Raw genomic sequence first — 15557 nt, forward strand, 5'->3', positions numbered from 1 at the left:
CAATCCATGCCGGACAGACATGATTAAAATACTGTATTTTTGACCATGAAACCATTTCTTCCAATTTTCATCATGATTGATGCCATGGGGTGGGAAATTTTGCAGGCGAATCGGTTTGCCACGGATTTCCTGCCGACGCGCAAGCGTTTGGACTCGGTCTTTGGCTACAGTTCCACCTGCGTGCCGTCCATCCTCAGCGGGCATTGGCCCGATGAGCACCGAAATTGGTGCTACTTTGTGCATGATCCAGCCCACTCGCCCTTTCACAATCTTCGCTGGCTGCGCTGGTTGCCGACCGCCATCACCGGCCGGCGGATATTTCGTCGTTGGCTTACAAAATTGGTGAAGCGGCAACTTGGTTTCCGCGGTTACTTCGACCTTTACAACATCCCTTTCCACCACATTGATCGTTACGACTTTACCGAGAAAAAAAGTCCGCTCCAACCCGGCGGCATGAATCGCGGTGGCAACATCTTTGATCTCCTGGTGGCGCAGGGGACGCCCTACTTTGTGAGCGATCCGGCGAAGACGGAGGAGCAGAATCGCGATGCGCTGGCCGCCCGGTTGCGCAACGGCGACGTGGACTTCGCGTTCATGTATTGGGCGGGGCTTGACGGATTGCTCCACAACGTCGGCAACGACTCGCCGAAGGTGCAGGAGAAATTGAGCGTTTACGAACAGTGGATCCAGCAGCTTCTCGCCATCGCGCGGGAACAGTATGCGGAAGTGCAACTCTACGTCTTCAGCGACCACGGCATGGCGAATTGCGACGTGCATCTCGATCTCAAATCACGCATTGATAAATTGCCTGTGCGGGTGCAACACGACTATGCGGTGGTCTATGACTCCACCATGGCGCGCTTCTGGTTCTTCAATGAGCACGCCCGTCAACTGATCACCACCGAACTGCGCCAGACGCCCCAGGGGCGCATCATCCCCGATGCGGAGCTGCAAAGTCTTCACACGCTCTTTCCCGACCGCTATTTTGGCGAACTGATCTTCCTGGTGCAGGAAGGTGTGCTCATCGTGCCGAGCCACATGGGTGAACGCCCGATCCGGGCCATGCATGGGTATCACCCTTCCGATAAGCACAGCTACGCGAGCCTGCTGACGAATCAACCGGGGATTCCGGATAATATTACCGCTATTCCGCACATCGGCGACCTGATGAAGGATGCCGCGTATATTACCAAGCAACGCAATCATCCACCCACTTTATCCCTGCACGCATGACCATGATTACTTCCACGGAACAGCCCACTCTCTTTGAACGCACACTGCTCTTTCAACTGTGGACGGATTTTCGTACTCGGTGGCGGTTTAAGTTCACCCTGCCGCGAGTCCGCACCGTCACGTTGGAAGGCGTGGAACTCGACGTCTCGATGCTGTCGTCGTTGATGAAGAATAATCTCCTGCTTGGGCGCTACGAAGTGCAGGAGCGCATGCTCACGCAGCAGGTTTTGACGCGCGACGATACCGTGCTCGAAATTGGCGGTGCCATTGGCTTCATTGGTTTGTTCTGCCAGACGCGCCTCGGGATTACGCGTTATACGACAGTTGAGGCAAATCCAGGCACCGTCGAACTGCTGAAGCGGAATTACGCGCTTAACCAGCGGGTGCCGGTCGTCTGGAATATGGCGCTTGCCGCCGCGGATGGCGAAGTCACGTTAAACATCGGCAACGAGTTCTGGGAGAATTCGCTGGTCGCCGGCGCGAACAGTGGGCGCTCGGTGCGCGTCCCGGCCGCGAGCCTGGCCAGTCTGGTCGGTCGCCTGGATTACGCCCCGACGGCCCTCATCGTGGACATCGAGGGTGCCGAGCAATTTGTGGACTTCCGCCAAGTGCCGCCCAGCGTGAAAAAAGTCATCATCGAGTTGCACCCGCACTGCATCGGCCACGCCAAGACGTATCAAATAGTCGCTGACTTTGTGAACCTCGGTTTTCACGTAGAACGCGAAGAGGGGGGAACATTTCTCTTCCTGCGCCCATGAGGGAGACCCTGAATAACCGTATCGTGCATGTGCCCCGGCGTTTTGTGGCCGAAGAATGGGGCGGGACCGAAACCGTTATTCTGGAAATTTCCCGGCAGCAGCAACAAGCCGGGGAGAGCCCCGAAATTCTCACGTCCATGGCCTTGGCCAAGCGACGGGAGGAAGAGATTGGCGGAGTGCCGGTAAGACGTTTTTCCTATTCGTATCCCTACTTCGGCCTGAGCCAGGCGGACCGCGCAGCGATGGACAAGAAAGGCGGTAACTTGCTTTCGCTTTCCTTGTTCGCCTCGCTGCTCACGCGGCCGAACGTCCGGCTTTTCCACGCTCATACTCTCAAGCGGCTTGGCGGCGAAGTGCTCACCGCCGCGCGGTTGCGCCGGAAACCGTTTGTGGTGTCGTTGCACGGCGGGGTGTTCGATGTGCCCTCTGCCGAACTCCAACAGTTGATCGCACCCATCCAAGGCAAACTGGAATGGGGCAGGATTTTCGGCGCGGTCTTCGGCTCGCGGCGGGTTCTGGAATCGGCAGACCAGGTGATTTGCGTGGGCCAGAGCGAAACAGCCAAAGCGGCGGAGCAAATCGGCCACGACCGCGTCGCTTACCTGCCCAATGGTGTGGATTGCACAAAGTTTGCGACGGGGGACGGTGTGGACTTCCGTCGCAAGCACAGTATTCCGGCTGGCGCGTTGCTAGTGCTCAACATCAGCCGCATTGACGCCCAAAAGAACCAAAGGCTGCTGCTCGAGGCGTTCGCCTGTTTCCGCGCCCGGCAGGCAAACGCATTTCTGGTGTTGATCGGTCCGGAAACGCAACCGGAGTACGCCGCCAGCCTCCGCGAATTCATTGCCACCAGCAATCTTGGCGACTGCGTGCGGATGCTGCCCGGTTTGCGCAATGACAGTGCCGATCTGGTTAATGCCTATCACGCCAGCGATGTATTTGTGCTGCCCTCACGGCACGAGCCGTTTGGCATCGTGGTCCTTGAGGCGTGGAGTGCGGGGCGTCCGGTCATCGTGAATCACGTCGGCGGTCTTAAAGCGCTCGTGCGTCATGGGGGAAATGGCTTGTTCATCAATCCAGCCTCCGAAGCGACGACGCTGGACCTGGCCGAGCAACTCCAATTGCTCGCCACCGCACCTGCCTTGCGCCAGAAACTCGGCCACGCCGGACGGGACGAAGCCCGCTCGCACTATGACTGGAGTCGGATCGCGCAGAAACTCGAAGATCTTTACCAGGCAGCGGAGCGTCATGCCGCGTGTCGTTACGGACGGAGGTCTGCATGAACTACGCGGAGGTGAAGCGCAACATTTGGAGTAACTCGATCTCAAACTATATCCGCACGGTGGTCGGCATGGCCGTGGGATTACTCACGTTTCGCATGCTCTACCAGGCGCTTAACAAGGAACAGTTCGGCTTCTGGTCGCTGCTCTGGAGCGTGTTTGGCTACGGCATTCTGCTCGACTTTGGGTTTGGCTTCGCCGCGCAGAAGCGGGTCGCCGAGTTGTCAGTCAAACAGGATTGGGCCAAGCTTAGCCGCGTGTTGAGCACCATTCTTTTCTTCTACACCGGCGTGGCCGTATTCATCGCGCTGATCGTCCTGGTTGGTTCGACGCACATTGTGGGCTGGTTTGGGGTGTCCCCTCAGAATGCGGAAGAGTTCCGGCGCATCCTCGTGGTCTTCTTTGTCGGGATTGGCATTGCTTTTCCGATGGGCATCTTTCCGGAAATTCTCCGCGGCCAGCAACGCATCCGCCTCGTCAACAACCTCATCTCCGCCGCGCTCGTGCTGCGCCTCGGGTTGATCGCCTGCGCGGTCTGGTACAAGTGGAGTTTCATGGCGGTGATGTTCATTGCACTGGTCTTTGCACTCATACCAGATTGTCTGGCCGCCTTGCTCGCGCTGCGGTGGATGCCGGCCGTGCGACTGAGCCCGCGTCTATTTTCGCCCGCATTGATGCGCGAGACCATGTCATTTTCCATCTTTGCCTATCTTGGCACGGCCACGAATATCGTGCTGGGAAAGACCGATCAACTGGTGCTTGGCGCGACGCTTTCGATTAGCGCGGTGGCGTTATACCAGGCCGGTGCCAAGATTGCCGAGGTTTTCAGCCAGTTTACCCGACAGGTACAGGATACGCTTTCGCCCGCCGCCGCGCACCTGCATGCCATCGGCGACCGTGCGGCCCTGAGCGACCTGCTCGTGAACAGTATGCGCTGGAGCGTGCTCATCGCCACACCGTTGTATTTGCTCTGCGCGTTTTATCTCGATGAATTGCTGCAACTACTCACCGGCGACCGGCTCATCGCCCGTGAGACCTACCTGGTCGGTCAGGTGTTGCTGCTATGGTTTTATACCACCATCCTCACGCACAGCGTATCGAAACGCATCTTCATGATGTGCGGCCACGAGCGCCGCCTGCTTTGGCTTGGGCTGGGTGAGGCGATCGCCAATCTGGCGCTCAGCGTTACGCTCGTCCTCATTTTCCGTAACGTCGCCGCGGTGGCAGTTGGCTCACTTATTCCCACCCTTTACTTCGGCTGGGTGCATCTCTGGCCGTGGATGGCGCGCGAGGCTGGAATGCGCGGGTGGCAACTTTTCTCGCGCACGGTGTTGCCGTCGTGGGCGGCCTGCGTGCCGATGCTGGTGGTGCTGGTCGCATTTCAGTTTGTAACGCTGGCCCCCGGCGGCAAGGCAGTGGTGGCAATGTTCATTGAGTCAGCGATCGCCGGGCTGGTCGCGTTGGTGGGTCTTTGGCGCATCGCCCTGAATGTAAACGAGCGGGAACAGCTTGCCGTGAAATTTTTCGCAAAATTCCCGCGGCTGCGGAAACAACCGGTATGAGTACTCCCATCGTCAGTATCATCATGCGCAGCTACAACGAGGCTTGGGCCTTGAAGGAAACACTGCCCGCCCTTCAAGCCCAGGAATACCGGAACTGGGAGTTGATCGTCATTGATAGCGGCAGCACGGATGGCTCCCAGGAACTTATCCGCGCCGTTCAACCCGCGCATTTCATTCAAATCACTCCGCAGGAATACAACCCCAGCCGCGTGATGAATCAGGGGATGCGCCTCGCACAGTCCGAGTTTGGCATCTTCCTTAATGCCGATGCTACGCCGCAGGGAACTCACTGGTTACAGCCCTTGGTGGGGACACTCCAAAACTGCCGGGTTGCCGCCTGTTTCGGACGTCAGATTCCCCGTCCGGATTGTCAGGCGGTATTCGCCTGTGACTATGAACGCTGTTTTGGTCCAAACCGTGAATCCGTCAACTGGGAACATTTCTTCAGCATGGTTAGCAGCGGTCTGCGCAAAGATGCGTGGGCTAAGCGCGGGTTCCGCGAGGACCTGCAATACGCCGAGGACGACGAATACACGCGCTGGTGCAAGGCCCAGGGTTATGAGGTGGTTTACGTGCCGACGTCGGTGGTCATGCACTCGCACAACTACACGCCGCAGCAAGCCTGGAAACGCAGCTTTGGCGACGCCCGGGCCCATGGTAAATCATGGTCCGGCCGCCCGGGGGAATTCAATTGGTTGAAGACGGTCGCATTCGGCTGGCTGAGCGATGTGCTTCACGACGCCAAATTCTGTGCCCAAACGCGACGCCTGCGCGAGCTTCCGCACGCCGCCCGCATACGCTGGCAGCAGCGGTGTGGCAAGCTGGCCGGGTTCCGTCAGGGCTGGGCTGAGGCCAATGGAGGTGAACGATGAGAATCCTGACCGTATCCAATCTCTATCCACCCCACTACGTGGGCGGCTATGAGCTGATCTGCTCAACCATGGTGCAAGCGCTGCGCGCTCGCGGTCACACCGTTCAAGTGCTGACGTCCAATCACGGGGGCGAAGCGGCGGCCACCATTTCAGGCGAGCAAGGAGTGACGCGCACCTTGCGCATTCACGGTTTTTTTGGTCATCCATGGCTCGGCATTCGCAAACTACGCGAATTGGAATGGCATAATAACTGCCAGTTGCGTGAAGCCGTGGCTGGCGTTAAACCTGAGGTTGTTTACGTTTGGAATCTTGGCGGCCTCTCGAAATCCCTTTGCCTCACCCTTCAAAATCTGGGTGTGCCGGTTGTTTATTCGGTCTTCGACCACTGGATTGCGCGCAGTCTGGTCGCGGACGTATGGCTCGACTGGTGGAATCGGGAACACCTAACTCACGCCGCCCGCTTGATGCGTTACTGGTGGACCCTTACGGGTGCGCGGCGGCGTTGGAGCCGGGTTGCGCCAACGAATTCCGTTCGCGACATTCGGTTCCCCCGCATCCATTTTTGCAGCCGCGCGCTCCGCGAGATAACCGTTGCGAAAGGATATGCCGTCCAACATGGCGAAGTCATTTACAGCCCAGTTGATACCGCCCGATTTGATGGTCAGCCAGCTCCCGCTTCACAAGCGTTGCGCAAGCTGCTGTACGTCGGCCGACTGGCAGAAGATAAAGGCGTGATGACGGCGCTCAAAGCCATGGCCACAGTGCAGGGCAAATTTCCCGGCGAGCTGCACATCTGCGGCAAAGGTGACGCCGAGTACACCGCCATGCTGACAAGGTTCGTCGAACAGCATCGCCTCCCGGTTTTCTTTCACACCGCAACTGCCGCCGATATGCCAGCGGTCTATCATAAGCACGATGCGCTGCTCTTCACTTCCGAATGGGAAGAACCGTTTGCGCTCACTCCACTCGAGGCCATGGCCAGTGGACTCCCGGTCATCGGGACTACGACCGGCGGCAGCAAGGAACTGTTCGTTCATGGCGACAATGCCTTGACCTACCGTGCCGGTGATGCGGATGAACTCGCCACGCGCATCCTTGAACTGGCGGCCGATCCGATCCGCCGACTGCGGCTCGCGACCCATGGCCATACCGAAGTACGCTCCCGGTTTGCTGAACCGGTCATCGTTAGCCAAATTGAAAACTATCTTTTAGCAAGCGTTAGCGCTACCGTTTCCCGAACGGCAGCCACAGTTTAATCGGCGCAAATGAATGAGACACGCTTGCGGTTTAGGTTGGCACGCTGCTCGCGTGATAGCGAATGAATGTGAATAAACAATTGCCACACCGTGTTGGTGCAGAATCGCTTCGTGATTGTAATGCGGTCAAGTTTGATCCGCTTGCTACGGCACAGTCATGCAAACGAATTGTATCTGATTTGCCCTCCCAGCAATCGCAACCGTTGCGGTTCACGGTGGACGGCAGTTCGGAATTAGAACAGCATCTGGATTCGGTCTGTGCCAAGGTACGCGCTGGGGTTCGGGCACTTGTTCCGAACGAGAAAATGGATGGTTTGCTGCTGGCCGGTGGTTATGGGCGTGGCGAAGGGGGCGTGCTCCACACCAGCACCGGCGATCAACCCTATAATGACATGGAGTTCTATGTTTTCATTCGGGGTAATCGCCTGCTTGCCGACCGAAATTATCGCGCTGCACTACATGAACTCGGCGTTGGTTTGACCCAACCGGCAGGCTTGGATATCGAGTTCAAGGTACTCACAATCAATACGTTGCGACGCTCGGCCCCGTCCATGTTTTATTACGATCTCGTCCTTGGACATCGGTGGCTTATCGGTGACGATGCCTTATTATCCGGCTGTGAACACCATCGCGACGCCGGGAAGATTCCACTGCACGAGGCGACGCGCCTATTGATGAACCGCTGCTCGGGCCTACTCTTTAGCGCCGAGCGCCTAAGCCGGGCGGATTTCGGTCCGGCAGAAGCGGATTTTGTCGGACGCAATCATGCCAAGGTTCAACTTGCCTTGGGCGATGTCCTGCTTGCCGCCAGCCAGCAGTACGACTGGAGTTGCCGCGAACGCCACGCGCGCTTGTTGCAACTTGACGGACTCGCTGACCAGGAATTGTTTGCAGCGATCTGTGCTCACCACACGACCGGGGTGGCCTTCAAGCTGCACCCCTGCCGTTCCCTGGAAACCCGCAGCAAACTCACACAGCGTCAGGCCGAACTCAGCGATCTCGCCCGACGGCTTTGGCTGTGGCTGGAAAACCGTCGGTTAAGTACCAACTTTACCAGCACCCGCGAGTACGCGTTGAGTGCGTGCAACAAGTGTCCCGAACAGCCTGGCTGGCGTAATCGGCTGGTAAACGTCCGCGAATGTGGCATCGCCGGAATTTCCTGCGCTCGCTATCCGCGCCAGCGTTTGCAGCATGCGTTGTGCCTGCTGCTGTGGGAAAACAATTTACACGACGATACTGCGGGGCGACAGCGCGTTCAACAGGAACTCCGCAGCCAGGCGGGGGACTTCGCCGGGCTCGTCGAGGCCTACCAACACCTCTGGCACCGTTTCAACTGACCATGCGCATTCTTGTCGTCTATCCGTACATTCCGTTCCCGGTGGATCGTGGCACCTACCAACGCACGTTCCACTTGTTGCGCGCGCTGGCGCGCGACCACGAGGTGGATTTGCTGGCGCTTAGCGAAGCCGGTGAACGCTGCGAGCAAAAACCTGTATTTACCGAATTTTGCCGGCGGGTGGAGTTCGTGCCGTTTGAACATCCGGCCTGGCCACGACTCTTTCCCGACCGTCTTTTGCACCCGTTGCCAACGACCGTGCGCCATTGGCAACTGCCACACGTGGCCGAGGCGATTCACCGTTTTGCCAGCGGCCACGACTATGAGCTGGTGCATGTGTGCGATATCGTCATGGCACAGTATTTCTTCAATGCGCTTGCCCAGCTTCCGCTCGCCGTGGACCGGAGCCGGGTGGACTTGCAATTCCAACTCGCCCAGCGCGAAGTCATGGCGGGCGGCGTCCGCCAAACCGTGCTCGACTGGGAGAATCTTATGAAACTCAAGCGCTTTGAGCGTCGTGTTGCACGGCGCGCGGCGGTGGAGGTGGTCTGTGGGCCGGATGACGAGACGTTTATTCGTGAGCGCATCAGTCGGCGGGTGAAAGTTCAGGTGATCACGAACGGCGTGGACCTTGATTACTTCACGCCAGCCGCCTCGCCTGAACCGCGTGCGCCCGAACCGACCGTGCTTTTCTGCGGCGCAATGGACTACCTGCCAAACGTAGACGCGCTGCAGTGGTACTTTGGCGAAATCCATGACGCGCTACGCCAGCAAGTCCCGGACTTGCGTGTGCTTATTGTTGGAAAATCTCCGACGCGGGAGGTGCAAGCGTACGCCCAACGCGCGGGCGTCACGGTTACCGGCGGCGTGCCGGATGTGCGGCCTTTTTACCGTCGAGCCTGGCTGCAAATTGTACCGTTGCGCGTCGGTGGCGGTACGCGGTTGAAGATTCCCGAAAGCATGGCGATGGGCACACCCGTCGTCTCGACGACCATCGGCGCACAAGGACTTGATCTGCGACAGAGTGAGGACATCCTGCTTGCCGACGCGCCGGAGGATTTTGCCGCGCAGACGGCACGGGCACTGAAGGACACTGCGCTGCGCACACACCTTGACCAGACGGGAAGGCAGACGGTTGCCGCCCGGCTTTCCTGGCTCCTGCTCGGAAAACAACTCAGCAACTATTATGCCGAGAACTTTTGAAACCCCTTATTGGAAACGTCGGCGCGTACTCTGGTCCGTCGGCAGCCTGCTATTACTCGGCGGGGTGGCGACCGTGGCAACGCTCCGCTCCCGAACGGCGCTTATCGTGGTGTATAACGATACCGGCGCCAACTTGGCGGAATTGACCATCAGTGCCTGCGGGCAGTCGCAGACACATCGCGATGTGGGGGATCACGAATCAGTGCTCATGAAGCTCAAACCGGCAAATACGGAGAGCGACATTGCCGTGTTCACCAACGGCACGGTCATGTGGCGGGGCGACTATGTTGAGCCGCGCCGTGCATCCCGATCCGTTGTACGGTTACAACGCGATGGGCAGGTGGAATGCTTCACGACCGGTTCATGGTGGCAAGACTACCTGGTTGGCGCTGCAACCGAATCGCGGTCAACTCCCTGATCTGAATCCTTATGAACTCTGCAAACCAGCCTACTCCCGCTAGCGGATATTCCCCAACCAGCACTGGTGCTGGCGAGCGTCAGCTTGATTCCACTACGGCAAAACCGCTCCGGCAGCGGAGCCTGCCGGCGCCCATCGCGATTCTCGGCGTACCGTTTGATATCGTCACCATGGCTGGTACGCTGGAATTGATCGAGGAAATGATTATCTCCCGCAAGCCCCACTACGCCGCAACCGCGAACGTGGATTTCGTGGTGCAGGCCATGGAAGACATTGAGCTGCGACGGATTCTGTTGGATGCGCATTTGGTGTTGGCCGATGGCATGCCGCTGGTATGGGCGTCGCGCTGGCTGGGCAACCCGTTACCGGAACGGGTTACCGGCTCCGACCTGGTCCCGCGCCTGCTGTGCGAAGCAGAGCGCAAGGGCTGGCGCGTGTTTTTCCTCGGAGGAAGCGAGCAAAGCGTTGCGATAGCGGCAGAGAAATCCCTCAAAAAGCATCCCAACCTAAAAATCGTCGGTGCCTACTCGCCGCCGTTCAAATCCCTGCTGGAGATGGACCATGAGGATATTGTGAGGCGCGTTTGCGCGGCCAGCCCGGACGTGCTGCTGGTCGCATTCGGCTGCCCCAAACAGGAAAAATGGATCAACATGCACTTCCGCAAGCTCGGTGTGCCGCTATCCGTGGGCGTGGGAGCCACGATTGATTTTCTGGCCGGCACCATGAAACGCGCGCCCGTCTGGATGCAGCGAACCGGGACTGAGTGGATTTACCGGATGCTTCAGGAGCCGCGCCGATTGTTCCGGCGGTATGGGACCGATCTCTGGATATTCAGTCGTGCCATTTTCAAACAGTGGTGGCACATGCGCACCGGTCGAGCAGCGAGCAGGACCGCCGATGCTCCGGCGGCACTCACGATCCTGGGTAAATCACTTCAAGTCCTCGAACTGCCTTCGCGGCTCGATGCGGAGGCGGTTCGGAGCAACAGTGAGCAATGGAACAAATTGGCGGAAGCGGACCGACATTTACTGGTGGACATGTCCAAGATTGAGTTTATTGACAGTACGGGCGCGGGTCTGCTGGTGCGTTTCGAGCGGCGGATGCGCGGGAGTAATCGGCAAATACTGCTCCTGGCTCCATCCAAGGCTGCGCAAGGAGCTTTGACGTTGATGCGCATCACCGATCTGTTGCCCACGGCACCAAACTTAGAGGCGGCTCGCGAAATGATCGCCCGCCGGATTGCCGAACAAGCCACGGTAGTTACGCCCAAGCTGCCCGGCGCGGAAGCAGCGTTGGCTTGGCAGGGAGAAATTGTGGCAGCCAATGCCGATGAGGTTTGGCGATCCACCGAACAATGCCTCGACCGCCTAGCCGGTAATGCCAGCACCCTGACCATCAATTTGGCCGGGGTGCGCTTCATGGACAGCACCGGCGTCGGATTGATGGTACGAGCCAGGAAACAGGCGGATTTGCGTGGAATCGAGGTGCAGTTTCTGGCTCCCTCGCCCGCAGTCCAAAACGTTCTGCGGACACTACGATTGCTGACCATGATTTCCGGGAGGGAAACTTGAGAATTGCCTTGTCCACCTCGGTTATTCAGCGGGGTAAGTCCGGCGTCGGCCAATACGTTTTCGCGCTCGTCAAAGCCATGTTGTCGTTCGCCGACAGACACGAGTTCCACTTGCTGGTGCTGGAGGACGATCTGCCACTTTTCGCCTTCGCCGCCGGGCGCATGAAGCTAGTGCCCGTGCCTGAGAAATGGCGTCCGGCGCTTCGGAACATCGTTTGGCACCAGGTGGTGCTGCCACGCTGGCTGAGGCAGCAACGCATGGATGTGCTGCATATCCCCAGTTACCGGCGGATGTTGTGGTCCGCGCCCTGCGCGCGGGTATCTACCATTCACGATCTGGCGCCATTCCATGTGTCAGGAAAATATGACTGGGCCAGAATGTTTTACGGGCGCGTCGTAGTGCGACAGCTCGCCCGTCGGCAGACTCAAGTCATCGCCATCAGTAGTAATACGGCGCACGATATTCGTCGGTTCTTTGGGGTCGAACCAAGCCGTCTTCACATCATTCACAATGGTATTGACCATCAACGCTTCACGGTGGGAGATGCCGCGCAAGCGCGACACGACGCGGCCCGGCGCTGGCGGTTCGACCGTCCGTTCTTTCTCTACGTGTCCCGCCTTGAACATCCGGCCAAAAACCATGTGCGGCTCATCGAGGCATTCAACCAATTTAAGTCGCAAACCGGGGCGGACTGGCTGCTCGTGCTTGGTGGAAGCGACTGGCACGGGGCGGAGCACATTCATGCCATGGCCAAGACTTCGCCGTTTGTCCGTGACATTCGGTTCCTTGGCTTCGTGCCAGACGATGTGTTGCCGGAGCTCTATCGTGCCGCAAGCGCGATGGTGTATCCGTCGCTGTTCGAGGGATTCGGCTTTCCGCCCATTGAGGCAATGGCGTGCGGCTGTCCGGTGATCAGTTCGACGCGCGGATCGTTAGGCGAAGTAGTCGGTGACGCGGCAGAAATTGTGGAACCGGAAAGCGTCGCCAGCATCACGTCAGCGCTATGCAACATGGCCACCAATGAGCCGCGCCGCACCCAACTCCGAACTGCGGGCTTCCACAATGCCCGACGTTTCGATTGGGCCATGAATGCCAAGCAGGTGATTGACACGTACGAGCGTGCGGTGATCGAATTTGGAAAGGGGAGAATGACCGGTGCCAAGGAAACCACGTTTGACAGAGGGTAAGCCTGGTGGTACCGATAACTGATCAGGTTGACGGGGTCAGGAGCGCTTGACTTTACTTTACATTGTAAACAGACGGCGATAGGTTTGGCACGGAATTAGCTTTATGGGGATGACAGTGATCGAAATAATGACAGAAACCTTTGCAAATCAGGGTATTTTAAACCCGATCGCGTGTTATAAACACACGACAGGATATGTCGAGTCTTGTGAGAAATATGCAATTGCATTGCCAATGCAATGCAATTATGGAGATCGTTGTGGTAACACGGAATTATGCCGGTTATTTTTATGACCGCCGCCAACGAAAACACATCGTCCGCCGCGCCACCTGAGGCACCTGCTTCCGCTCGCGAAGAAACTTTGGCGAGACCGGAAGTGAGGGGCACGTCCTTGCCCTTTGACCCTTTGCGGGTGGCGGCGGCGATTCTGCGGAAGTGGCATTGGATTTTATTCAGCGGTCTCCTGCTCGCTCTAATTGGCGGCGCAGCGGCATATTTCACCGTCGAACCGCAATACACCGCTTCGGCACAACTTATGCGGCAGGAAGTGGCCGGCATGTTTCGCGCCTCGGACCAGGGCGAGCCGTTCAAACCGCGCCAGCTCTCGGTCCCCACGCTGGTGGGCTATATGAAATCTCCAGCGGTGCTGCAACCGGTGAGCGCGCAGGCTCAGCCATCGCTTTCAGTCCAGGCAGTTCTCGGTGGCCTGACCATCACGCCGGAACGCAACACGGATTTGATTACGGTCACGTTCAAATCCAAGCGCAGCAGCGAGACGGCCCTGCGCATATTGAATCTGTATGGCCGGGAGGTAGTCCGACTCACGCGGGAGATGCAGGCGCAAGAAGCAGCCGATGTGAACCGGCTCCTGAAAAAACAGTTGGTGAAGACCGACGATGACCTGCGTGGGATCAATAACGAACTACTCGTGTTCTCGCAGGAGGCCGGGATCATCAATGTGGATAAGGAGATTGACGCCTATTTGCACAAGCTGGGTGAACTCGATCTGAGATTCGAGTCCACGCGTCTCGACTTTGAAACGCTCGACTTGAAAATCAACGCCCTGCAAAAGGAACTGGCGGAGCACAACCCACTCGTCGAACGCGCCAATGCGGCTCGTGATCGGCTGGCGGAAATGCGCGCGCAATACACGGACGCCAATCCCTTGGTGGAAGAGCAAAAGGAACGGGTGGCGGCGATGGATAAACAATTAAGCGAGGCGGAGAACAAACCGATCCCGCCGCCGCGCCAGGGTGAGAGCGGTCTGGCAGCAAGTTTTTATCAGGAACTGCTATCCCTGAAAACACAGCGGGACGTATTGGCCTCGCAGCTCGAAAAACTAATCGCCGTGCGCCAGGCGGTGGAAAAGAAACTGCGCGCATTGCCGGAGAAGGGCCTGCAATACGCGCGTCTCAAAGCGCGCCAGCAATCGCTTGAAGCGGTGCAATCGTTGCTGACCAGCCGCCAGCGCGAAGCCCAGCTCTACGAAGAAAACCCGCTGGGTTACTACCGTTTCTTTGAAGCGAAACCGGATCAGGTGGAGACGGTTGGGCGCACCAAAAAAGTCGCCCTGCTCGCGGGGGCGGGCGGCGTATTGGGCGCCCTTATTTGCCTCGCGCTGGTGGGACTGGTAGAATCGTTGGACGAACGTCTCAAAACCCCTGCGGACGCACAGCGGGTAACCCGCCTGCCATTGCTGGCACGGCTTCCAAACTTGGAGTCGCTGGATGCTGTCGGGCAGTCCGCGTGGGCGTTTCGCACGTGGATGGCATTGCAGACGAAACTCAGTGCCTCGGCGTCCGGTAATATTGTCTGCGGTGTGGCAGCCTCCTCGGCAGGTGAAGGCTGCTCGACGTGGCTGGAGTTGCTCGGTCACGCCGCTGGGCAGCGTGAAAGCAGCGTACTGGTAGTGACGAATGTCAAACCGCACAACGGCACGCACATCGGGCTGAAAGACGCCCTGGAGAATTCCGCGCGGGTGCGGCCTGAAGTGGGTTCGCCGAAATGGTTGATCGTTCCAGAGGACTGGCGGTGGGATGCGCCCCACCGGCAACAATGGCACGCCGCGCTAAATGAATGGCAGCGGACGCAACGGCTCGTGATTTTGGTGGAACTCACCGCCACGGATCAGCCGGATACCCTGTTGATGGCAGAGAGCCTGACGCAACTGATCTGGCTCGTGGGTTGTGGGCAGGCGCGCACGGCTGAGACGACCCAACGGCTTGAGACCCTCCGGCACGCCGGTTGCCGGTTCGCCGGTATGGTTTTGAACCGGCACCAGAAACTCTTTTCCTGGCTGCCAATGAATCTATGAAAACGTTCTTGAGGGCGTGGATGAAAGTCGGGCTGGCACTCCTCGTTGCCATCACTTCCCTGTATGCGGGTGATGAAGCGAGGGCTCTGCCGGTTGGCGAGAATCCGCCTCCCCCGCCCGTATTCTCCGGGCCAAACGCGATGACCAAGGGAGTCTGGCAGCAGCGTCTCACACTCGGCCCTGGCGATGTGGTGAATTTCTCGTTTTATGGCCGGCCGGAGCTGACCCGCAACGATGTGGCCATCGAACCCGATGGTCGCATCAGTTACCTGCAAGTCCAGATGGTATTAACCAACGGCCTGACGCTTGATGAGTTGCGGGAGACCATGACGTCCAAGCTGGCACAGTTTTATCAGCGGCCACGTATTATCGTCACGCCGGGTGCGTTTAAGAGCAAGAAGTTCTGCGTGCTCGGCAAGGTTGTGAACAAAGGTGCTTACATTCTTGACCGGCCGATGACGGTGCTCGAAGCCGTAGCCCAGGCTGGCGGATTGGAGACCGGCCTTTTTCAACTGAATACGGTTGAACTTGCCGATTTGCCGCGCAGTTTTATTATCCGGCAGGGGCG

At 58.3% G+C, this 15557-nt stretch carries 13 protein-coding genes; all 13 read left to right on the forward strand.

Features of this window, described 5'->3' with window-relative positions:
- Positions 1–45: 45 nt before the first annotated feature.
- The gene (locus WCO56_14325; protein MEI7730746.1) at positions 46–1233 is read left to right on the forward strand and encodes an alkaline phosphatase family protein; all 1188 of its coding nucleotides are present in this window, start codon (positions 46–48) and stop codon (positions 1231–1233) included.
- On the forward strand, positions 1230–1991 hold the full coding sequence (locus tag WCO56_14330) for an FkbM family methyltransferase (GenBank protein MEI7730747.1): 762 nt from the start codon (positions 1230–1232) through the stop codon (positions 1989–1991). Before WCO56_14325 ends, WCO56_14330 begins: the two co-directional genes overlap by 4 nt.
- A complete protein-coding gene (locus WCO56_14335; protein ID MEI7730748.1) occupies positions 1988–3274 on the forward strand; it encodes a glycosyltransferase family 4 protein in 1287 nt (428 codons plus the stop codon). The genes WCO56_14330 and WCO56_14335 overlap by 4 nt, the downstream gene beginning before the upstream one ends.
- Positions 3247–4833 (forward strand): oligosaccharide flippase family protein, encoded by a 1587-nt coding sequence (locus WCO56_14340; protein ID MEI7730749.1) that lies wholly within the window; start codon positions 3247–3249, stop codon positions 4831–4833. The genes WCO56_14335 and WCO56_14340 overlap by 28 nt, the downstream gene beginning before the upstream one ends.
- Positions 4830–5705, forward strand: coding sequence for a glycosyltransferase (locus WCO56_14345; protein MEI7730750.1), 876 nt, complete (start codon positions 4830–4832; stop codon positions 5703–5705). The genes WCO56_14340 and WCO56_14345 overlap by 4 nt, the downstream gene beginning before the upstream one ends.
- A complete protein-coding gene (locus WCO56_14350) occupies positions 5702–6961 on the forward strand; it encodes a glycosyltransferase family 4 protein (GenBank protein MEI7730751.1) in 1260 nt (419 codons plus the stop codon). Before WCO56_14345 ends, WCO56_14350 begins: the two co-directional genes overlap by 4 nt.
- 179 nt (positions 6962–7140) lie before the next feature.
- Positions 7141–8298, forward strand: a complete 1158-nt coding sequence (locus WCO56_14355; protein MEI7730752.1) for a hypothetical protein — start codon at positions 7141–7143, stop codon at positions 8296–8298.
- 2 nt (positions 8299–8300) lie between these two features.
- Positions 8301–9500 carry a glycosyltransferase gene (locus tag WCO56_14360; protein MEI7730753.1) on the forward strand — a complete coding sequence of 400 codons (1200 nt, stop codon included), beginning with the start codon at positions 8301–8303 and terminating at the stop codon, positions 9498–9500.
- The gene (locus tag WCO56_14365) at positions 9484–9918 is read left to right on the forward strand and encodes a hypothetical protein (protein MEI7730754.1); all 435 of its coding nucleotides are present in this window, start codon (positions 9484–9486) and stop codon (positions 9916–9918) included. The genes WCO56_14360 and WCO56_14365 overlap by 17 nt, the downstream gene beginning before the upstream one ends.
- Before the next feature lie 11 nt (positions 9919–9929).
- Positions 9930–11489, forward strand: coding sequence for a WecB/TagA/CpsF family glycosyltransferase (locus tag WCO56_14370; GenBank protein MEI7730755.1), 1560 nt, complete (start codon positions 9930–9932; stop codon positions 11487–11489).
- Positions 11486–12676 carry a glycosyltransferase family 1 protein gene (locus WCO56_14375; protein MEI7730756.1) on the forward strand — a complete coding sequence of 397 codons (1191 nt, stop codon included), beginning with the start codon at positions 11486–11488 and terminating at the stop codon, positions 12674–12676. Before WCO56_14370 ends, WCO56_14375 begins: the two co-directional genes overlap by 4 nt.
- A gap of 273 nt (positions 12677–12949) precedes the next feature.
- The gene (locus WCO56_14380) at positions 12950–14989 is read left to right on the forward strand and encodes a Wzz/FepE/Etk N-terminal domain-containing protein (protein ID MEI7730757.1); all 2040 of its coding nucleotides are present in this window, start codon (positions 12950–12952) and stop codon (positions 14987–14989) included.
- A partial coding sequence (locus WCO56_14385; protein ID MEI7730758.1) for a polysaccharide biosynthesis/export family protein occupies positions 14986–15557 on the forward strand: 572 nt, incomplete at its 3' end. The genes WCO56_14380 and WCO56_14385, both read left to right, overlap by 4 nt.

Source organism: Verrucomicrobiota bacterium (genome assembly GCA_037139415.1).
GTDB lineage: Bacteria > Verrucomicrobiota > Verrucomicrobiia > Limisphaerales > Fontisphaeraceae > JBAXGN01.

Excerpts from the sequence above, each read along its gene's own strand:
- WCO56_14325 (MEI7730746.1), top strand. The coding sequence starts at position 46 with ATGAAACCATTTCTTCCAATTTTCATCATGATTGATGCCATGGGGTGG.
- WCO56_14330 (MEI7730747.1), top strand. The coding sequence starts at position 1,230 with ATGACCATGATTACTTCCACGGAACAGCCCACTCTCTTTGAACGCACA.
- WCO56_14335 (MEI7730748.1), top strand. The coding sequence starts at position 1,988 with ATGAGGGAGACCCTGAATAACCGTATCGTGCATGTGCCCCGGCGTTTT.
- WCO56_14345 (MEI7730750.1), top strand. The coding sequence starts at position 4,830 with ATGAGTACTCCCATCGTCAGTATCATCATGCGCAGCTACAACGAGGCT.
- WCO56_14350 (MEI7730751.1), top strand. The coding sequence starts at position 5,702 with ATGAGAATCCTGACCGTATCCAATCTCTATCCACCCCACTACGTGGGC.
- WCO56_14360 (MEI7730753.1), top strand. The coding sequence starts at position 8,301 with ATGCGCATTCTTGTCGTCTATCCGTACATTCCGTTCCCGGTGGATCGT.
- WCO56_14365 (MEI7730754.1), top strand. The coding sequence starts at position 9,484 with ATGCCGAGAACTTTTGAAACCCCTTATTGGAAACGTCGGCGCGTACTC.
- WCO56_14370 (MEI7730755.1), top strand. The coding sequence starts at position 9,930 with ATGAACTCTGCAAACCAGCCTACTCCCGCTAGCGGATATTCCCCAACC.
- WCO56_14380 (MEI7730757.1), top strand. The coding sequence starts at position 12,950 with ATGCCGGTTATTTTTATGACCGCCGCCAACGAAAACACATCGTCCGCC.